The sequence below is a fragment of the Streptomyces sp. NPDC088707 genome (assembly GCF_044752725.1).
GTDB lineage: Bacteria > Actinomycetota > Actinomycetes > Streptomycetales > Streptomycetaceae > Streptomyces.
Genome location: NZ_JBIVLV010000003.1, coordinates 473,010 through 490,834, shown reverse-complemented (window position 1 = coordinate 490,834; position 17,825 = coordinate 473,010). Strand labels below are relative to the sequence as shown.

Here is a 17,825-nt window from a genome sequence, read left to right as displayed (position 1 = left end):
ACGGCTGATCCGGGCCTACGGAGCATCGGGGGATGCACATGAACGTGGCTCCGCACCTGCTGACCGAGGACCGTGCCGAGTACGAGCGGGTCCTCGACGACGCACTGAGCACCGCCCACGCACGTCCGGATCTCGCCGGAGCGGGAACCCGGCTCACACTCGCCCAACTGCGCTCCCTGACCCTGAACGCGACGACTCTGGTCACCAGCGCCGCGGCGAGCGAGTACGACCACTTCGTGAAGGTCCGCGAGCAGCACCGCGCGGCCCTCGGGACCAGGACACCGGCGTCCCAGGACCGCCCGGGCCCCGGGCCCGGCGTCGTCGCGATCCTCACCGTCATGGTGCCCGTCCTCGCGGGCGCGGCCGCCGTCATCTTCCTGCTGGTCGGTGCGGTCCTGCATGCCGTCGCCCCCACCGTGGCGTTCGGGGCGACCCTGCTCACGGCGGGCCTGGTCTTCGGCTCGGTGGCGGCCGCCGGACTGCTCGGCGCGGCCGCCGGGCTCCTCGTGACGGCCCTGCGCAACAGTCCGGCCGCGGTGAGCAGGGGCGGTCCGCCCGCACCGGACGACGAACTGACCCGCGCCCGGGAGGCCTGGCGCCGCGCACTCCTCGAACGGGGCATCCTGCCCTTCCTCCGCGACGTCCTCGCCGCCACCACCCCACCCACCGGCCCACCCGGCACCTGACACACCACCGGCCCGCGACTCCCCCGGGGTCGCGGGCCGGCACAGTCTCCGGGCAGCGGTCAGCCAGCCAACGGCGATCAGTCGGCCGACGGCGGTCAGTCCGCCAGCGGCAGGTAGACGCGGTTGCCGGTCGCCGCGAACTCGGCCGACTTCGCGGCCATGCCCGCCTCGATCTCGTCCGCCTTCAGGTCGCCGCCGTGCTCACGCCGGATGTCCTGCGAGATCTTCATGGAGCAGAACTTCGGACCGCACATCGAGCAGAAGTGCGCCGTCTTCGCGGGCTCCGCGGGCAGCGTCTCGTCGTGGAACTCGCGCGCGGTGTCCGGGTCGAGGGCCAGGTTGAACTGGTCCTCCCAGCGGAACTCGAACCGCGCGTCCGAGAGCGCGTCGTCCCATTCCTGCGCGCCGGGGTGCCCCTTGGCGAGGTCCGCCGCGTGGGCCGCGATCTTGTACGTGATGACACCGGTCTTCACGTCGTCGCGGTTGGGCAGGCCCAGGTGCTCCTTGGGCGTCACGTAGCAGAGCATCGCCGTGCCCCACCAGGCGATCATGGCGGCACCGATGCCGGAGGTGATGTGGTCGTACGCGGGAGCGACGTCCGTGGTCAGCGGGCCGAGCGTGTAGAACGGCGCCTCCTCGCAGATCTCCTGCTGGAGGTCGATGTTCTCCTTGATCTTGTGCATCGGGACGTGGCCCGGGCCCTCGATCATGGTCTGCACGTTGTGGCGCTTCGCGATCGTGTTGAGCTCGCCGAGCGTGCGCAGCTCCGCGAACTGCGCCGCGTCGTTGGCGTCCGCGATGGAGCCGGGGCGCAGGCCGTCACCCAGGGAGTACGTGACGTCGTACGTCGCGAGGATCTCGCAGAGCTCCTCGAAGTGCGTGTAGAGGAAGTTCTCCTTGTGGTGCGCGAGACACCAGGCGGCCATGATCGAGCCGCCGCGCGAGACGATGCCGGTCTTGCGGCGCGCGGTGAGGGGCACGTACGGCAGGAGTACGCCGGCGTGCACCGTCATGTAGTCCACGCCCTGCTCGGCCTGCTCGATGACCGTGTCCTTGTAGATCTCCCAGGTCAGGTCCTCGGCGCGGCCGTCGACCTTCTCCAGCGCCTGGTAGAGCGGCACGGTGCCGATGGGCACGGGGGAGTTGCGCAGGACCCACTCGCGGGTGGTGTGGATGTTGCGGCCGGTGGACAGGTCCATGACCGTGTCGGCGCCCCACTTGGTCGCCCAGGTCATCTTCTCCACCTCCTCCTCGATGGAGGAGGTGACGGCGGAGTTGCCGATGTTGGCGTTGACCTTCACCAGGAACCGCTTGCCGATGATCATCGGCTCGATCTCCGGGTGGTTGACGTTCGCCGGGAGCACCGCGCGGCCCGCGGCGATCTCCTCCCGTACGACCTCGGGGGAGACGTTCTCCCGGATCGCCACGTACTCCATCTCCGGGGTGATCTCCCCCCGGCGGGCGTACGCGAGCTGGGTCACGGCCTGGCCGTCGCGGCCGCGGCGCGGCACACGCGGCCGGCCGGGGAAGACCGCGTCGAGGTTCCTCAGTCCCCCGCCGCGCGGCGAGGTGTGCTTGATGCCGTCGTCCTCGGGGCGGGCCGGGCGGCCCGCGTACTCCTCGGTGTCGCCGCGCGCGATGATCCAGTTCTCGCGCAGCGGCGGAAGGCCCCGCCGCACGTCGGTGTCGACGGTGGGGTCGGTGTACGGGCCGGACGTGTCGTACAGCGTGACGTCCTTGCCGTTGGTGAGGTGCACCTGACGGACCGGCACCCTGAGGTCGGGGCGCGAGCCCTGGACGTACCCCTTGTGCCAGCCCGGCGTGCGGGCGCCGTCGGCAGAGGTGTCGTCCTGCTCGGAGGCAGGCGTGCGTGCATCCTGAATGGTCATGAGACCGATCTCCCTACGCCGGCATTACCCGGTAACAGGTTCGGCGGTCGGCGCAGCCTCCTCCCGTACGTACATCAGTACGCGCGTACGGTGATCAGCGCCCTCTCAGCCCGGTGCTCCGAGCTCCCGCGTGTGCAAAGGTGCCACCACGCTAGCGTCATCCCTGGCGTGCTGAACAGTGGGCCCCCGCCGTTCTTGCGATGATCGGTCGGTGACTTCCCCCCAACAGACTCCCGAGCCGCACGGCCACGACCAGGATCACAGCCCTCACGGGCACGGTTCCGCGCACGGATCCCACAGATCGCACGGGTCCCACGGATCGCAGGGATCCCACGGATCGCACGGGCACGGTCCGGCGCACGGATCCCACGGGCACAGCCACAGCCACGGGCCCGCCATCCCGGTGTCCCGGCATCTGCGCAGGGTCATCGCCGCGATCCTGATCCCCTTCGCCACGGCGGTCGTGGTCGGGCTCGTGGTCCTGTGGCCCGGTGGCACCCCGCCGCACGAGCGCACCGGTGTCGGCTTCGACCGGCAGACCGAGCAGGGCAAGGTGGTCGCCGTCCAGCACGTGGACTGCGCCTCCGTGAACGCGGGACAGGTCCCGCCGACCGGCGACACCTCGACCCCGTCGGGACGCGAGGCGGTCAACGCGCAGCAGGGGGAGTGCGCGAAGGCGACGATCGAGGTCACCAGCGGTCCGGAGAAGGGGCGCACGTTCACCGAGATCGTGCAGCCGGACGCGCCGCGCCAACTGCACGAGGGTCAGGGCGTGGTGGTGGCGTACGCCCCCGACGCCCCGCGCGATCTGCAGTACTCGGTCACCGATGTGAACCGGAAGCTCCCGCTGGCCGTGCTCGCCGGGATCTTCGCCGTCGCGGTCGTGGTCGTCGGCCGGATGAAGGGCGTGATGGCCCTCATCGCGCTGGTCGTCAGCTTCCTGATCCTGACGTTCTTCATCCTGCCGGCGATCCTGGAGGGGTCGAACCCCCTGGTCGTGGCGGTGGTCGGATCGAGCGCGATCATGCTGATCGCGCTCTACATGTGCCACGGGCTGTCGGCCCGTACCTCGGTCGCGGTGCTCGGGACGCTGATCTCCCTGCTGCTGACCGGTCTGCTCGGTTCGGTGTTCATCGGCTGGGCCTCGCTGAGCGGCAACACCGACGACAACACCGGCCTGATCCACGGCCTGTACCCGGACATCGACATGTCCGGCCTGCTCCTGGCCGGAGTGATCATCGGTTCGCTCGGTGTGCTCGACGACGTCACGGTCACCCAGACGTCCGCGGTCTGGGAACTGAACCAGGCCGACCCTGGCATGGGGCCGCGCGCGCTGTACCGGGCCGGGATCCGGATCGGCCGCGACCACATCGCCTCGGTCGTGAACACGCTGATGCTCGCCTACGCGGGTGCCGCCCTCCCGCTGCTGCTGCTCTTCTCCATCGCGCAGAGCAGCATGGGGACGGTGGCCAACAGCGAGCTGGTCGCCGAGGAGATCGTCCGGACGCTCGTCGGGTCGATCGGTCTGGTCGCCGCCGTGCCGCTCACCACCGTGCTCGCGGCCCTGGTGGTCTCCGCCGACCGCAAGGGCGCCGAGGGCCGGCCGGGCACGGACATCGGGAAGCCCGCGGCGGTACGGGGCGGACGGCGCCGCCGCGCGAAGTGAGGTACACCGGTCGGCAGGCGCCGAGCCGGTACGTGGGGACGCGCGCCGAGCCGGTACGCGGGACAGGCGCAGAGCCGGTACGCGCGGACGGCCGCAGGCTCAGGCGGCCGGGCCCGCGTTCTCCTCGGCCAGAATCCGGCCCAGTGCGGCCTCCAGGTTGTCCTCGAAGTCGCCGAGCGTCCGTTCCTGGCCGAGTGGAACCAGTTTGTCCGTACGGTCGAGGAAGGCGACCAGCGGCGGTGCGCTCGCCCGGAACAGGGCGCGATCGCCGCCGACCTGGAGCCGGATGGAGACGTCCGAGAGGCCCTCGGGCTCTGTCGGGGCGATGTGCACATCGCCGTCCCCGCTGGGCCGGTTGATCCCGTCGAGCAGCAGCTCCCTACCGAACGCCCAGGTCACAGGCGCGTCCCCGGGAAGGTGGAAGGTCATCCGCACCGCGTAGGGATCCCGGGTCTCGTATCGGAGTTCCACCGGGATCTTGAAGGAGAGCTCCTCGGAGACGAGGAAGCTCATCAGGACCTCGGCCTGAACCGACTCTCGCATCATGTACCCCGCAGTAGATGAAGCAGTTGTGTGAACACAGCTGCTGAAAGCTGTGACCGAAACGGCCAGGAATGATCCCCCGTGGCCCTCTTGACGCAATCGTGCTGTAAGCACTAGCAGATCACAAGGAGTGATTTTTCAGATACTGATAGAGAAAGCGAGCGAACTGAAGAGCCTCCCGATCTCTGTGCGTAGTCGCTCGACAGCTGGGAGCAACCGTTCTTCCTGGTGAAGGGGGAGGGAAATGGCCATTGCGGCCGCCGTGGAGCCCGCGGTGATGGGGATTGCGGCACAGACCGTGCCGAGCGCATATTCCTGACGTTCCACCAGGGGCTCCATTCGCCCCAAACCGCCCAAACGCTCCAAAAGCACGCGGCGGTTACGCACCGTGTACGGAGTGATGGCTTCCACCGGGTGGCGGTCAAGGTGGTCTTGACGAGATTTCAGATCGAGTTGGCTCAACAGGCACTGCCCGATCGCATGGGCATGCCCGGTCTCGCGAAAGTCGGCCCATTCCTCGACCGCGGGGGCGGAAGGGGTGTCGGCGACAGCGACGAGCTCGATCTCCCCCTCGCGGTAGAGAGCGAAGTACACGGGCACGCCGATCGCGTCCCGCCACTGGGCAAGGGAGTCTTCGATCTTGATGCGACGATTCTGCACATCTCCGCCGCCGGCCAGTCGGACCGCGGCGTCGCCCAGGACGAACACACCCTTCTCGCGGACCAGATAGCCCTCGTGCGTCAGGGTGCGGAGCAGGTGATACGTGGTGGGCAGCGGAAGGCCCGTCTCGCGGGCGAGTTGCTTGGCCGGGGCGCCTTCCGCATGGGAGGCGACGGCCTCCAGAAGTCTCAGTGCGCGCTGCACCGAGCCGATCAGGGTAGGCGCAGCCGTCTGCGTAGCCGTGGCCAAAGGTCACCCCCAGGCGTGACGACGGATGCATCGCACCCGCCCGCGGGGGCCGCCCCCGCGCGCCCGCCGGGCCTGGGAAACCGCTGGTCAGTACGGAGGTCTACGCCTGTAGTCCCCAACGCGGCGGAGGGATTCCACTGTAGTGGCAGCCCCTGGGCCCGCGCCCTGATTCGACCAGCGCGTTCCCCCGGCCGGGCTAATACCCTCCGTCGCCTTCATACCGATCGGTAGCCTGTGCTACCACTCCTCGCGCGACCGGTCAGAGGAGCTGAACTTCCGTACGACGTAGATCAGTCCGGCGACGAGGGCCACGAAGAGCAGCACCTTGAAGAGCAGTCCGACCACGAAGGCCAGCACGCTGGTGATCAGTCCGCCGAAGACGAGCAGTGCGAGTACGGGTATGGCGACCCACTTGACCCACCACGGCAGTCCCGCGAGAACCTCCTGTACGGCCATCGTCCTCTCCCTCGCTCTCGAAGATCTGTTCCGCGCACTCCGCGCCGAACACCCTCAAGGCTAGGGTCCGGATGAGGCGCACGGGGGCCCTGCGGCCCCCGCTCTCCCCTGATCCGCCCCCTAGGGGCTCCGCCCGCCCGACCCTCAGGCCTCCGGCGGGGAGAAGACCACCATCACCCGCAGGTCCTCGCTGATGTGGTGGAACTTGTGCTCCACCCCGGCCGGCACATAGACCACGCTGCCGCGCGCCACCTGGGTCGTCTCCGTCCCCACCGTGATCGCCGCCCGGCCGCTCACCACGAAGTACACCTCGTCCTGGCGGTGCGGCTGCTGCGGGTCGAGTTCCCCGGCGTCCAGCGCGTACAGGCCCACCGACATGTTCCGCTCCCGCAGGAACTGGAGGTACGCGCCCTTGTTCGCGGCACGCTCCGCCTCCAGTTCGTCCAGTCGGAATGCCTTCATCGCCTGTCAGCCCCTGCCCTCGGCCCGATCATGTCTGCCACGATCAGACACATGATGAATTTCGTAGTCAAGACGCTCGCCAACGCGGGCGCCCTGGGAGTAGCCATCTGGCTGCTCCAGGACATCACCCTGACCGGTGAGAGCACCGGCAAGAAGGCCCTGACCCTCATTCTCGTCGCACTTGTCTTCGGGCTCGTGAACGTCGTGGTCAAGCCGCTCGTCCAGCTGCTGACGCTTCCGCTCTTCATTCTGACGCTCGGCCTGATCACCCTCGTGGTCAACGCCCTGATGCTGCTCCTCACCTCCTGGCTGGCCGAGCAGTTCGACCTCAGCTTCCATGTGGAGGGCTTCTGGACCGCCGTCCTCGGCGGCCTGATCATCTCCGTCGTCTCGTGGGCGCTGAACATCGTGCTCCCCGACGGCGACTGAGCGCCGACCATGACCTACCGCGTCTGCTTCGTCTGCACCGGCAACATCTGCCGCTCGCCGATGGCCGAGCACGTCTTCCGCAGGCAGGTGGAGGACGCCGGCCTCGGCACCCTGGTGGAGGTCGACAGCGCCGGAACCGGAGGCTGGCACGAGGGCGACGGCGCCGACCCGCGCACGGTCGCCGTTCTCGAGGAGAACGGCTACACCTCGGCGCACACGGCCCGCCGGTTCCGCGCCTCCTGGTTCCCCGCCGTCGACCTGGTGATCGCGCTGGACGAAGGGCATCTCCGAGAGCTCCGCGAGCTCGCCCGGACGCCCGAAGAGGCGGCGCGCATACGACTGCTGCGCTCCTACGACCCGGCCGCCGGGGCCGGACTCGACGTCCCCGACCCGTACTACGGGGGCCGCGAGGGCTTCGAGGAGTGCCTGGAGATGGTGGAGGCCGCGAGCGCGGGACTGCTCGCGGCCGTACGCCGTGAACTGGAGGAACGGACACCGTGACCGACAAGCACTACGGCGACGGCACGCGCGCGGTCCGGGCAGGGCTGCCCGAACCCGTGAAGTACGAGCCGACCCTGCCGGGGCCGGTCTTCGCCGCGCACTTCCATCTGCCGGGCGAGCCGACCGGCGGATACGCGTACGGCCGCGACGAGAACCCGACGTGGACCCATCTGGAGCGGGCGATCGGCGAGCTGGAGGCGCCGGGGGAGCAGGGCGTCGAGACGCTGGTCTTCGCCTCGGGCATGGCCGCGATCTCCGCCGTCCTCCTCTCGCAGCTGAAGACGGGCGACGTCGTGGTCGTGCCGAGCGACGGCTACCAGGCGCTGCCCCTGCTGCACGACCAGCTGAGGGCGTACGGCATCGAGGTCCGCACCGCGCCCACCGGCGGCGACGGACAGCTCGCCGTCCTGGAAGGGGCCCGGCTGCTGTGGATCGAGACGCCGTCCAACCCCGGCCTCGACGTCTGCGACATCCGGCGGCTGGTGCGCGAAGCGCACGCCGCGGGGGCGCTCGTGGCCGTCGACAACACGCTCGCCACCCCGCTCGGCCAGCGCCCGCTCGAACTGGGCGCGGACTTCTCCGTCGCCAGCGACACCAAGGGCATGACCGGGCACGGCGACATCCTGCTCGGCCATGTCAGCTGCCGTGATCCCGAACGAGCCGCGGAGGTACGGCGCTGGCGCAAGGTCGTCGGCGCCATTCCCGGGCCCATGGAGGCCTGGCTGGCCCACCGTTCACTCGCCACGCTGCAGCTGCGGATCGACCGCCAGTGCTCCACCGCGCTCGCGCTCGCGCAGACGCTCGCGGGGCGCGCGGACGTGACCGGGCTGCGCTACCCGGGGCTGCCCGACGACCCCTCGCACGCGGTGGCCGCCCGGCAGATGCGGCGCTTCGGGTCCGTGGTCTCCTTCGAACTGGCGGACCGGAAGCGGGCCGATCGGTTCCTCGACGAGCTGAGAATCGTGGACGACGCGACGAGCTTCGGCGGCGTGCGCTCCACGGCTGAGCGGCGCGGGCGCTGGGGTGGGGACGCGGTCGCGGAGGGCTTCATCCGGTTCTCGGTCGGCGCGGAGGACCCGGAGGACCTGATCGCCGACGTGCTGCGGGCTCTCGACGAGGCCGGGTCCTAGTCCCCCGTACGCCGTCAGGCGCACGGAACGAGACGCTCCGAGCCTCCCCCCTCGTGGCTCGGAACGCCTCGGTTCCACGCGCGGAGACCGCCTGAACAAGGCTAGTTGACTGTGCGTCAGTGTCCAATCACGGTAGCGACAGAGACCTATCGACTTATTTATAGTTGGACGGTCCTGAGGCGCAGTCAGCCGACCGCCTGAGTCGAACGGCCGCACGGCCGGGAGGGGACGGACATGGATCTGGCTCTGCTGCGCACGTTCGTCACGGTGCACCGGGCCGGCTCCTTCACCCGCGCCGCCGCGCTTCTCGGGCTCTCGCAGCCCGCCGTCACGAGTCAGATCCGGACCCTCGAACGACAGCTCGGTCGGCCGCTCTTCCTCAGACAGGCCCGCGGCGTCACGCCGACCACCATCGGCGACGAGCTCGCCCACCGCGCCGCTCCTCATCTGGACGCCCTCGTCGAGATAGCCGGGACCGGCCTCGACGAGGAGAGCGGTGTCCGCACCCTGCACGTCGCCGGGCCCCCGGAGTTCACCGCGCTCCGCGTCCTACCGGCCCTCACCCCGCTGGTCGGCCAGGGCCTCGCCGTGCGGGCGTCGTTCCTCGGCAACACCGAGGAGGTCCTCGACGGGCTCGCCGCGGGCCACCACGATCTGGCCGTCGCCACCGCCCGCCCCCGGGGCGGCCTGATCGTCTCCACCCCGCTCTGCGACGAGGAGTACGTGCTGGTCGCGGCCCCGCGCTGGGCGGCCCGGCTCTCCCCCGACACGCTCCTCCGCAAGGGCGCGGTGGTCCTGGAACAGCTTCCGGTGGTCGAGGTGCACGAGTCGCTGCCGTTCGTGGCCCGCTACTGGGCGAGCGTCTTCGAGACCAAACCGGCGATCGCCGCCACCGTGATCGCCCCCGACCTGCGTGCCGTACGGGAGTCCGCGGCCTCCGGCGCCGGGCTCGCCGTGCTGCCCCGCTACCTGTGCGAGGAGGCCCTGGAGCAGGGCCGGCTCGTGGCGCTGCTCGATCCTCCGGTTCCTCCCCTGCGGACCTACTTCCTCGTCGTACGGACGGGGACGCTCGCGCTGTCGCCCATCGCCCGCGCGCACGAGGAGCTGCTGCGGGCCGCGGGGGACTGGTGAGCCTCCGTGGGGCGCATGGCCCTCCGCGGGGGACTGGTGAGTTTCCGCCGGGGACGGCGCGTTTCAGGACACCCCGGACGGGCCATTTTCTTCCCATGAACGAACGGCCCACGAACGAACGGCCCGTGATCAAGCGCACCGCACGCGCCATCCTGCTCGACGGGGACGACCTCATCCTCATCAAGCGCACCAAGCCGGGGATGGACCCCTACTGGCTCACGCCCGGTGGCGGTGTGGAACCCACCGACGCCACCGTCGTCGAGGCCCTCCACCGCGAGGTCCACGAGGAGCTCGGCGCCAAGATCGTCGATGTGGTGCCCTGCTTCGTCGACACCGTCGAGCACATCGTCGACGGCGGGGTCTCCGGGGTGAAGGTCCAGCACTTCTTCGTGTGCCGGCTCGACTCCATGGACACCGCGCTGCGGCACGGCCCCGAGATGGACGAACCCGTCGGCGAGTACGAGATCGTCCGGGTGCCGTTCAGCCGGGTCGGCATCGCCGCCGTGCACCTCGTCCCGCTCTCGCTGCGCCACTACCTCGACGGCAACATCGAGGGCGTCCGCGCGATGCACGCCCCCGACCTCGGCTGATCGTCGGCCGCGGAGGCCAGCTCGGCGAGGAAGTCGTGCCGGATGCGCTCCGCGGGGACCCCCGCTCCCCGCAGCGCGTCCACGCCGCGCCGGACCATGCCGAGGGGCCCCGAGAGATAGGCGTCGCGTTCGCTCCAGGAGCCGTGGCGGCAGACGGCCTCCGGGAGTCGTCCCTGCTCTTCGGTGACCGTGTGGACGGAGAGCCAGGGGAAGGTCTTCTGGAGCCGCAGCATCGTGTCGATGTCGTAGAGGTCGTGGCCGCTGCGGGCCCCGTAGAAGACGTCGACCGGACGCCGGTCCCCGTGCTCGGCGACGTCCTCCACCAGGGCCTTGATGGGCGCTATCCCGGTCCCGCCGCCCACACAGAGCAGGCCCGTGTCCGAGTCGTGGTCGACGGTCATGGAACCGGCCGGCGGGCCGAGACGCAGAACGTCCCCGGGGCGCGCCCGGTGGACCAGCGCGTTGGACACCCAGCCCGCCGGGACCGCCTTCACGTGCAGCGAGAGCAGTCCGTCGGGCCGGGGTGCCGCGGCGAACGAGTAGTGACGCCATATCCGCGGCCACCACGGGGTCTCCAGCGTCGTGTACTGCCCCGCGAGGAAGGGGTACGGCTGGTCGGGCCGGAGCGTGACGACGGCGATGTCCGAGGTCCGCAGATCGTGGGAGACCACCTCGGCCTGCCACCAGGCGGGCGCCGAGCGCTCGTCCTCCGCCGCCGCGTCGATCATGATCTGGGAGATCGTCGTGTACGTACGGACCCAGGCCGCCTGGGTCTCCTCGTCCCAGGTCGTCGTCGCGTACCGCGTGAGCGCGCCGATGAGGGCCTCGCCGACGGCCGGGTAGTGGGCGGAGTGGGTGCCGTACTTGCGGTGTCCCCTGCCGAGGTTCTGCAGGTACGCGGTGAGCACCGGGGTGTCGTCCATATGCTCCGCCGCGGTGAGCAGCGCCTTCAGGAGCCGGTCCCGCTGGGTGTCCATGGCTGCGGGGAACATCTCGCGCAGCCCCGGATTCCCTATGAAGAGAAGTGCGTAGAAGTACGAGGTCACCCGGTCGGCGACCGGCGCGATCTCCGCAAGGGTGCGGCGGACGAGCACCGCGTCGGCGGATGCTTCCGCGGATATCCGGGGCTCGTTCCCGTCATCCGGCGGGCGGTGGGGCTCGTTGCCGCCCCCCGCCGGGCGCTCCGGCCCGTCCCCGTCCTCCGCTGCCCTCGTGGTGGTCGGAGCATCCATCATGTGCCTCGCCCTATCGCTGGCCGGCTTCCGTGGACGCAGCATGACCCCTCCGAACAGCGCTTCGGAGAGAAAGCGACGTTCTCGGGCCAAAGGGCAGGGTTTCTGACTAAGCTGCGCTGTTTCGGACGAGGGCGTAGGCCTCGCGCAGATCCCCGCCGGTGTAGCTGTGGCGGGCGAGCCCGGCGAGATGGTGGTCCGCGTTCACCGCCACGGTGTCCTGCACGATCGCGAAGAGCTCCGCGTCGGACATCGAGTCTCCGTAGGCGACGCAGTGGGCGGGGTCCACCTCGTACTCCGTGCAGAGTTCCCGTGCGATCCGTACCTTCGCCCGCGCGTTGAGGATGCCGGGCCGGTGGATCGGCTCCGTGAAGGGGACGGCGGGCCAGTGCGACCCGTGCACCGCGTCGACACCCCAGTCGAGAAGCCGCTCGACGAAGAAGTCGGGAGAGAGCGAGATGACCGCACAGCGGTCGCCCCGGTCCCGGATGTCGGCCCAGACCTCGCGAATGCCGCTCAGCCAGGGCGCCCCTTCGAAGGCCGCCGCGACCTGGTCCACGGTGAGCGCGGACCACAGCTCGCGCGCCCGGACGGCGAACTCGTCCGGGGTGAGCCCCTGCAGGAGGAAGCTCTTCTCCAGGGCGGCGATCTCCTCGTCGACGCCCAGCTGCCGGGAGATCTCCACCGCCGCGGCCGAGCCCCGGATCAGGGTGCCGTCGAGGTCGAAGAGGTGCAGTCGCCGCTGTCGTGGTTTCACGTGAAACATGGTCTCCGTCCCACGACGTGGAATCAACGCCCCTTTCCGGCTACCCGCCGGCCCGCGCCTGTTCCACGCTGGCCCGCGCCGCGCACACGTATCGGCCAGATCCGCTAAAGCGGTGGACGGAAGATCACCGCGTCGGCCAGCCTGACACCATGCCGATCTCCCCCTCCTCGCTCGCCCAGCTCCCCATCCGGCGTCTCGGCGTGGACGACCTCCTCGCCTGCGCCGACCTCTCCGAGAACCGGGGCTGGCCGCGTGAGGAACACAAGTGGGGCCTCCTGCTCGCCGCGGGCACCGGCTACGGCATCGACGACCCTTCCGGAGCGGGGCTGATCACGTGCTCCGTGGTCACGTCGTACGGCCCCGGGCTCGCAGCGATCGGCATGGTGCTGGTCGCCGAGCAGTACGCACGCCAAGGAGTGGGACGCCGTCTCATGGAGCACGTCCTGGCGGAGGCCGGGGACACCCCCCTCACCCTGCACGCCACACCGTACGGACAGCCCCTCTACGAGCAGCTGGGCTTCACGGAGACGGGTCGCGCGGAGATGGTGCGCGGGCGCTTCACGTTCGCCGCACCCGCCCCGGCCGTTCCGGTCCGCCCGGCGACGGCGGAGGACCTCCAGGCGATTCTGCGCCTGGACCACGAGGTCTTCGGTCTGGACCGCACCCCTGTGATCACCCGGCTGCCCGCGTTCGCCGACTATCTCCGGGTAGCGGAGGAGGACGGCGAGATCACCGGCTTCGCGGCGGCCTGGCCCAACATGGACACCCATGTCGTCGGGCCGCTGATCGCCCGGGACCCCGGCACGGCCCAGGCTCTGATCGCCTCACTCGCGGCCGCCACCGACCGACCGCTGCGGACGGACATCGACGTGCGGCACGCGGCGCTGCTGAGCTGGCTGAAGGAGAACGGCCTCGACCCGATCGCCTTCAACGCGGTGATGGTCCGCTCCCTCCCCGACCTCCCCGGTGACTGGAGCCGCCGCTTCGCTCCCCTGACCGTCGCGGCCGGGTAGCACGAGGATCGGTCCGCCGGCCTCGTGACGGGATGGGACCCATCCCCCAGATTTACTTGCACACGCGCATTATTGCGTCGCATCGTCTACCCTGGGTTCGAGAACCACTCCGGTGCCGAGGAGAGACCGAGGAGAGACCATGACCGCGACGGACCCCGCACTCACAGCGCTCTCCCAGCGCTGGTGCGCCCTCTCCCTGCTGCACGGCAGGATCGAGTCGCACATCGAGCGCGCCCTGGAGTCGCGTCACGGTCTGAGCGTGCGGGAGTACTCGCTGCTCGACGTCCTCAGCCGCCAGCACAGCGGACCGGGCGGGCACCTCCAGATGAAGCAGGTCGCCGACGCGGTCGTCCTCAGCCAGAGCGCCACCACCCGGTTGGTCACCCGGCTCGAGGACCGGGGTCTGCTCACCCGGTACCTCTGCGCCACCGACCGGCGCGGCATCTACACCGATGTCACCGAAGCCGGCCAGAAGCTCCTGACAGAGGCCCGCCCCACCAACGACAGCGCTCTGCGCGAGGCGCTCGACGAGGCCGCCAAGAACCCGGAGCTGGCCCCGCTGGTCCAGGTCGTGGAAGGCGTGAGCGTTCCCGCCTGAGGCACGGACCGCCCGCCCCGCGCGGGCACGCCGTCCGTGCCGCGGTGACATCCCCCGGCGTACTCTGCGGGGCATGAGCGATCTTGAGATACGCCCCGCCACCGCGGAGGACCTCGAAGCCATCGTCGCGATGCTCGCCGACGACCCGCTGGGCGCGCAGCGCGAATCCCCGGACGACCTCGGCCCCTACCTCGTGGCCTTCGAGCGCCTGGCGAACGACCCCCAGCAGCACCTCGTCGTGGCCGTCCGCGAGGACAAGGTCGTCGGCACCCTCCAGCTGACGGTCATCCCCGGCCTTTCCCGCCGGGGTGCCACCCGCTCGATCATCGAGGGCGTCCGCATCCACGCCGAGGAGCGCGGCAGCGGCCTCGGCACCCAGCTCATCGAGTGGGCCGTCGAGGAGTCCGGACGCCAGGGCTGCCGGCTCGTCCAGCTGACCTCCGACGTCACCCGCACCGATGCCCACCGCTTCTACGAGCGGCTCGGCTTCGAGGCCTCTCACCTGGGCTTCAAGAAGAACCTCTGAGGCAGCGCACTCCCTCGGCGGGCCGGAACTCGATCCCGGCCCGCCGAGGTCGCTTGTTTCACGTGAAACACCGCAGAACGACTCAGAGACCGCGCCAGCCCGCCTCGTCCACACCGCCCGGCACCACGTCCGCGGGCGCGTACGGCTCCCGCGTGAAGACGAAGGAGCCGAGATCGAGATGGCTCACGCTGCCGTCGGCGCGCCGCACCGCCCGGAGCGTCTCCCCCTCGTAGTAGCCGTTCAGGCCGATCCAGCCGCCCTCGGGGAGTGCACGGAAGCGGGCCCGCCGCCCGGCTCCCCGCAGGGGTTCGAGCACCACGCTCCGCTCGGGGCCGATCCGGAGCCCATAGGCGTACGTGCCCCAGTACCAGGGACCTGTCAGGGCCAGCAGCTCCTCGTCGGCCTCGGCCTCCGGAAGCGGGCGCCAGGGCTCCGGGAACCTCGGCTCCGCCTCCGCCACGATCCGTACGAGATCGGCGGCCACGACCCCTGTCAGCGGCCCCGAGGTGGCATTGGCGAGGGCGATCGCCGCCAGCCCGTCCTCCACGCTCACCCAGAGGGCGGCGACGAAACCAGGGAGCGATCCGGTGTGGCCGATCAGGGTCCGGCCGTCGTTACGGACCAGCTGGAGACCCAGCCCGTAACCTCCCTCCCAGTCCCCCTCGCCGACCGGGGCGGCCGGGGCCCGCATCTCCGCCACGGAGGACGCGCCGAGCACCCGCTCGTGGCCTGCCGCGAGGAAGCCGGCGAAGCGGGCGAGATCGCCCGCCGTCGACCAGAGCTGACCGGCCGGCGCCATCAGCCCGAGGTCCTCGGACGGCTCCGGCAGCATGACATCGGCCCAGGGGTGTACCGCCCAGCCGCCCGCGTGCGGGGCCACCGGGTCAAGCGTCGTACGGCTCATCCCGAGCGGCTCCAGGATCTCGCGCCGCAGCGCCTCCTCCCAGGAGACCCCCCGCACGGCCTCCACCAGTGAACCGAGCAGCGTGTACCCGGGGTTGGAGTAGTGGTGGCGGCGCCCCGGCGCCTGGAGGAAGGGCTGCTCCCCCAGGACCTCGGAGAGCCCCGGCCGCAGCTCTGCGGACGAGCGCTCCCACCACTGACCGGGCGTCTCGGCCGCGAGACCGCCGCTGTGCCCGAGGAGCTGAGCAATCGTCACGTCTCCGACGCCCGTGCCCTTGAGATGCCGCTCCAGCGGATCGTCCAGCCCGAGGAGCCCCTCGTCCCGCAGCCGCATCACCAGCACGGCGGTGAACACCTTGGTGATCGACCCGATCCTGAACTGGGTGTCGGCGTCCGGCGCGTGCCCGTCCACGCAACTGCGCGAGCCGCTCCACACCAGCGCTCCGTCGCGCACCACGGCCCCCACGAAGGAGGGCGCCCGCCCCTCGGACTGGGCGACCGCGACGCGATGCAGCAGAGCCCGCTCGGTACCGGGCAACAGGGATTCGAAAGGTGTCGTCATGAACCCCATCCAACGCGATCTTTCCATGAAGCGAACCGGCCACGAGCTGTTCCCCCACGAGGAGATCAGGGACGAGGTCGTTCCCGCGCTCCTCGGGCGAGGTCAGGTCTGAGCCATGTCCACGAAGCGTGAGTAGTGGCCCTGGAAGGCCACGGTGATCGTCGCCGTCGGGCCGTTACGGTGCTTGCCGACGATGATGTCGGCCTCGCCCGCTCGCGGTGACTCCTTCTCGTACGCGTCCTCGCGGTGCAGCAAGATGACCATGTCCGCGTCCTGCTCGATCGAGCCGGACTCACGCAGGTCGGAGACCATCGGCTTCTTGTCGGTGCGCTGCTCGGGGCCACGGTTCAGCTGGGAGAGCGCGATCACCGGCAGCTCCAGCTCCTTGGCGAGGAGCTTCAGGTTTCGCGACATGTCGGAGACCTCTTGCTGACGGCTCTCCTGCCGCTTCGAGCCACCGGACTGCATCAGCTGCAGGTAGTCGATGATGACGAGCTTGAGCCCGTTGCGCTGCTTGAGCCGGCGGCACTTCGCCCGGATCTCCATCATCGACAGGTTCGGGGAGTCGTCGATGTAGAGGGGGGCCTGGGAGACGTCCGGCATGCGGCGGGCGAGCCGGGTCCAGTCCTCGTCGGTCATCGTGCCGGAGCGCATGTGGTGCAGCGCGACCCGGGCCTCCGCCGAGAGCAGACGCATCGCGATCTCGTTGCGGCCCATTTCGAGGGAGAAGATGACGCTGGGCAGGTTGTGCTTGATGGAGGCCGCGCGCGCGAAGTCCAGGGCGAGGGTGGACTTACCCATGGCGGGACGCGCCGCGATGATGATCATCTGACCGGGGTGCAGGCCGTTGGTGAGCGAGTCCAGGTCGGTGAAGCCGGTGGGCACACCGGTCATCTCACCGCTGCGGGAGCCGATCGCCTCGATCTCGTCGAGCGCCCCCTCCATGATGTCGCCGAGCGGCAGGTAGTCCTCGGTGGTCCGCTGCTCGGTGACCGCGTAGATCTCGGCCTGGGCCGAGTTCACGATCTCGTCGACGTCACCGTCGGCCGCGTAGCCCATCTGCGTGATCTTGGTGCCGGCCTCGACGAGGCGGCGCAGCACGGCCCGCTCGTGGACGATCTCCGCGTAGTACGAGGCGTTGGCCGCCGTCGGTACCGACTGGACCAGGGTGTGCAGGTAGGAGGCACCGCCGACGCGGGTGATCTCGCCGCGTTTGGTGAGCTCGGCGCCCACCGTGATCGGGTCGGCCGGCTCGCCCTTGGCGTAGAGGTCGAGGATCGCCGCGTAGACGGTCTCGTGGGCGGGCTTGTAGAAGTCGTTGCCCTTGATGATCTCCACGACGTCGGCGATGGCGTCCTTGGAGAGCAGCATGCCGCCGAGGACGGACTGCTCGGCATCGAGGTCCTGCGGGGGCACCCGCTCGAAGCCGGAGAGCCCGCCGTCCCAGGGTCCGCCTTCGCCGCCCCGCTCGTGCTGGTCGTCCCGACTCCGGCCGCGACCGCGCCCCTCGCCGCGGGTACGGGTGGGCAGTCGGTCGCTCGGTCCGCTGTCGGCCCAAGGGTCGTCCAGGGGCTCGGGAATGCTCACCAAGCACCTCCTCCCGTCCGCTCCGCGGACCTCGCCATGCCACTCTTTCTTACGCCACGGGCTTGATCAACGAGTGGCTTTGCGACCGCTTCTAGCGCGTCGGGCGCCGGACCACGGTAGGCCCGCGAGAGGCGTCAGCCAATCTGGTTATCCACAGGCCCTGTGGGTGAAGGGCCTCAGCCTGTGGAGAACTCGCCGGAACCTGTGCACGGACCGGGGGACAGCCATGTGGACAAACTCATAGGC

At 70.2% G+C, this 17,825-nt stretch carries 19 protein-coding genes and 1 riboswitch; of the genes, 10 read left to right on the top strand and 9 right to left on the bottom strand.

The annotated features are described in order from the left end of the window. Nucleotides 1-32 precede the first annotated feature (32 nt). Nucleotides 33-686: a hypothetical protein gene (locus ACIP84_RS13030; protein WP_401797830.1), complete on the top strand. Its 654-nt coding sequence runs from the start codon at nucleotides 33-35 to the stop codon at nucleotides 684-686. 95 nt (nucleotides 687-781) lie between these two features. On the opposite strand, the gene thiC is transcribed toward ACIP84_RS13030, so the two are convergent. Then, nucleotides 782-2,575 (bottom strand): phosphomethylpyrimidine synthase ThiC, encoded by a 1,794-nt coding sequence (gene thiC, locus ACIP84_RS13025; protein WP_355957295.1) that lies wholly within the window; start codon nucleotides 2,573-2,575, stop codon nucleotides 782-784. Beyond that, a riboswitch (TPP riboswitch) is annotated at nucleotides 2,569-2,715 on the bottom strand. It overlaps the preceding gene by 7 nt. Before the next feature lie 71 nt (nucleotides 2,716-2,786). Between thiC and ACIP84_RS13020 the strand changes: the two genes are divergently transcribed. Further along, a complete protein-coding gene (locus ACIP84_RS13020; protein WP_401797828.1) occupies nucleotides 2,787-4,241 on the top strand; it encodes a YibE/F family protein in 1,455 nt (484 codons plus the stop codon). Between the two features lie 99 nt (nucleotides 4,242-4,340). Here the strand turns inward: ACIP84_RS13020 and ACIP84_RS13015 are convergent, their stop codons facing one another. The 4 genes from ACIP84_RS13015 to ACIP84_RS13000 all read right to left on the bottom strand — a co-directional run bounded on the left by ACIP84_RS13015 (nucleotide 4,341) and on the right by ACIP84_RS13000 (nucleotide 6,611). Further along, a complete protein-coding gene (locus ACIP84_RS13015; RefSeq protein ID WP_055599121.1) occupies nucleotides 4,341-4,784 on the bottom strand; it encodes an SsgA family sporulation/cell division regulator in 444 nt (147 codons plus the stop codon). Between the two features lie 138 nt (nucleotides 4,785-4,922). Next, nucleotides 4,923-5,660 (bottom strand): IclR family transcriptional regulator, encoded by a 738-nt coding sequence (locus ACIP84_RS13010; protein WP_401797982.1) that lies wholly within the window; start codon nucleotides 5,658-5,660, stop codon nucleotides 4,923-4,925. Nucleotides 5,661-5,930: 270 nt separating this feature from the next. Next, nucleotides 5,931-6,149, bottom strand: coding sequence for a DUF5326 family protein (locus tag ACIP84_RS13005; protein ID WP_073908814.1), 219 nt, complete (start codon nucleotides 6,147-6,149; stop codon nucleotides 5,931-5,933). A 144-nt stretch (nucleotides 6,150-6,293) separates the two neighbouring features. Further along, a complete protein-coding gene (locus ACIP84_RS13000) occupies nucleotides 6,294-6,611 on the bottom strand; it encodes a cupin domain-containing protein (RefSeq protein ID WP_030317985.1) in 318 nt (105 codons plus the stop codon). Nucleotides 6,612-6,662: 51 nt separating this feature from the next. Between ACIP84_RS13000 and ACIP84_RS12995 the strand changes: the two genes are divergently transcribed. From ACIP84_RS12995 to ACIP84_RS12975, 5 genes are all read left to right on the top strand, one after another. After that, complete coding sequence (locus ACIP84_RS12995; RefSeq protein WP_355957288.1) at nucleotides 6,663-7,040, top strand: phage holin family protein; 378 nt, start codon at nucleotides 6,663-6,665, stop codon at nucleotides 7,038-7,040. 9 nt (nucleotides 7,041-7,049) lie between these two features. After that, nucleotides 7,050-7,541, top strand: coding sequence for a low molecular weight protein-tyrosine-phosphatase (locus ACIP84_RS12990; protein ID WP_355957286.1), 492 nt, complete (start codon nucleotides 7,050-7,052; stop codon nucleotides 7,539-7,541). After that, nucleotides 7,538-8,671, top strand: coding sequence for a cystathionine gamma-lyase (locus tag ACIP84_RS12985; protein ID WP_401797825.1), 1,134 nt, complete (start codon nucleotides 7,538-7,540; stop codon nucleotides 8,669-8,671). The genes ACIP84_RS12990 and ACIP84_RS12985 overlap by 4 nt, the downstream gene beginning before the upstream one ends. 234 nt (nucleotides 8,672-8,905) lie before the next feature. Further along, nucleotides 8,906-9,802 (top strand): LysR family transcriptional regulator, encoded by an 897-nt coding sequence (locus ACIP84_RS12980; protein ID WP_355957282.1) that lies wholly within the window; start codon nucleotides 8,906-8,908, stop codon nucleotides 9,800-9,802. 95 nt (nucleotides 9,803-9,897) lie between these two features. Beyond that, nucleotides 9,898-10,392 (top strand): NUDIX hydrolase, encoded by a 495-nt coding sequence (locus ACIP84_RS12975; RefSeq protein WP_355957280.1) that lies wholly within the window; start codon nucleotides 9,898-9,900, stop codon nucleotides 10,390-10,392. Here ACIP84_RS12975 and ACIP84_RS12970 read toward each other — a convergent pair. Next, nucleotides 10,335-11,627 (bottom strand): globin domain-containing protein, encoded by a 1,293-nt coding sequence (locus ACIP84_RS12970; protein WP_401797822.1) that lies wholly within the window; start codon nucleotides 11,625-11,627, stop codon nucleotides 10,335-10,337. The two genes, ACIP84_RS12975 and ACIP84_RS12970, sit on opposite strands and share 58 nt — an antisense overlap. Before the next feature lie 106 nt (nucleotides 11,628-11,733). Beyond that, nucleotides 11,734-12,390 carry an HAD family hydrolase gene (locus tag ACIP84_RS12965; protein WP_401797820.1) on the bottom strand — a complete coding sequence of 219 codons (657 nt, stop codon included), beginning with the start codon at nucleotides 12,388-12,390 and terminating at the stop codon, nucleotides 11,734-11,736. Between the two features lie 149 nt (nucleotides 12,391-12,539). On the opposite strand from ACIP84_RS12965, the gene ACIP84_RS12960 reads away from it, so the two are divergent. The 3 genes from ACIP84_RS12960 to ACIP84_RS12950 all read left to right on the top strand — a co-directional run bounded on the left by ACIP84_RS12960 (nucleotide 12,540) and on the right by ACIP84_RS12950 (nucleotide 14,527). After that, the gene (locus ACIP84_RS12960) at nucleotides 12,540-13,403 is read left to right on the top strand and encodes a GNAT family N-acetyltransferase (protein WP_401797818.1); all 864 of its coding nucleotides are present in this window, start codon (nucleotides 12,540-12,542) and stop codon (nucleotides 13,401-13,403) included. A 139-nt stretch (nucleotides 13,404-13,542) separates the two neighbouring features. After that, on the top strand, nucleotides 13,543-14,001 hold the full coding sequence (locus ACIP84_RS12955; RefSeq protein WP_401797816.1) for a MarR family winged helix-turn-helix transcriptional regulator: 459 nt from the start codon (nucleotides 13,543-13,545) through the stop codon (nucleotides 13,999-14,001). 73 nt (nucleotides 14,002-14,074) lie between these two features. Next, nucleotides 14,075-14,527: a GNAT family N-acetyltransferase gene (locus ACIP84_RS12950; protein ID WP_355957268.1), complete on the top strand. Its 453-nt coding sequence runs from the start codon at nucleotides 14,075-14,077 to the stop codon at nucleotides 14,525-14,527. Between the two features lie 82 nt (nucleotides 14,528-14,609). Here the strand turns inward: ACIP84_RS12950 and ACIP84_RS12945 are convergent, their stop codons facing one another. Continuing rightward, on the bottom strand, nucleotides 14,610-15,992 hold the full coding sequence (locus tag ACIP84_RS12945; RefSeq protein ID WP_401797814.1) for a serine hydrolase domain-containing protein: 1,383 nt from the start codon (nucleotides 15,990-15,992) through the stop codon (nucleotides 14,610-14,612). Between the two features lie 102 nt (nucleotides 15,993-16,094). After that, nucleotides 16,095-17,579 (bottom strand): replicative DNA helicase, encoded by a 1,485-nt coding sequence (gene dnaB, locus ACIP84_RS12940; RefSeq protein ID WP_355957252.1) that lies wholly within the window; start codon nucleotides 17,577-17,579, stop codon nucleotides 16,095-16,097. Nucleotides 17,580-17,825: the final 246 nt, after the last annotated feature.

Bases quoted from the DNA above. Each gene is read 5' to 3' on its own strand.
- ACIP84_RS12945 (WP_401797814.1), bottom strand. From the start codon at position 15,992: ATGACGACACCTTTCGAATCCCTGTTGCCCGGTACCGAGCGGGCTCTG.
- ACIP84_RS12960 (WP_401797818.1), top strand. From the start codon at position 12,540: ATGCCGATCTCCCCCTCCTCGCTCGCCCAGCTCCCCATCCGGCGTCTC.
- ACIP84_RS12965 (WP_401797820.1), bottom strand. From the start codon at position 12,390: ATGTTTCACGTGAAACCACGACAGCGGCGACTGCACCTCTTCGACCTC.
- ACIP84_RS12970 (WP_401797822.1), bottom strand. From the start codon at position 11,627: ATGATGGATGCTCCGACCACCACGAGGGCAGCGGAGGACGGGGACGGG.
- ACIP84_RS13015 (WP_055599121.1), bottom strand. From the start codon at position 4,784: ATGCGAGAGTCGGTTCAGGCCGAGGTCCTGATGAGCTTCCTCGTCTCC.
- ACIP84_RS12950 (WP_355957268.1), top strand. From the start codon at position 14,075: ATGAGCGATCTTGAGATACGCCCCGCCACCGCGGAGGACCTCGAAGCC.
- ACIP84_RS12995 (WP_355957288.1), top strand. From the start codon at position 6,663: ATGATGAATTTCGTAGTCAAGACGCTCGCCAACGCGGGCGCCCTGGGA.
- ACIP84_RS12980 (WP_355957282.1), top strand. From the start codon at position 8,906: ATGGATCTGGCTCTGCTGCGCACGTTCGTCACGGTGCACCGGGCCGGC.
- thiC (WP_355957295.1), bottom strand. From the start codon at position 2,575: ATGACCATTCAGGATGCACGCACGCCTGCCTCCGAGCAGGACGACACC.
- ACIP84_RS12975 (WP_355957280.1), top strand. From the start codon at position 9,898: ATGAACGAACGGCCCACGAACGAACGGCCCGTGATCAAGCGCACCGCA.
- ACIP84_RS13000 (WP_030317985.1), bottom strand. From the start codon at position 6,611: ATGAAGGCATTCCGACTGGACGAACTGGAGGCGGAGCGTGCCGCGAAC.
- ACIP84_RS13030 (WP_401797830.1), top strand. From the start codon at position 33: ATGCACATGAACGTGGCTCCGCACCTGCTGACCGAGGACCGTGCCGAG.
- ACIP84_RS12955 (WP_401797816.1), top strand. From the start codon at position 13,543: ATGACCGCGACGGACCCCGCACTCACAGCGCTCTCCCAGCGCTGGTGC.
- ACIP84_RS13005 (WP_073908814.1), bottom strand. From the start codon at position 6,149: ATGGCCGTACAGGAGGTTCTCGCGGGACTGCCGTGGTGGGTCAAGTGG.
- ACIP84_RS12990 (WP_355957286.1), top strand. From the start codon at position 7,050: ATGACCTACCGCGTCTGCTTCGTCTGCACCGGCAACATCTGCCGCTCG.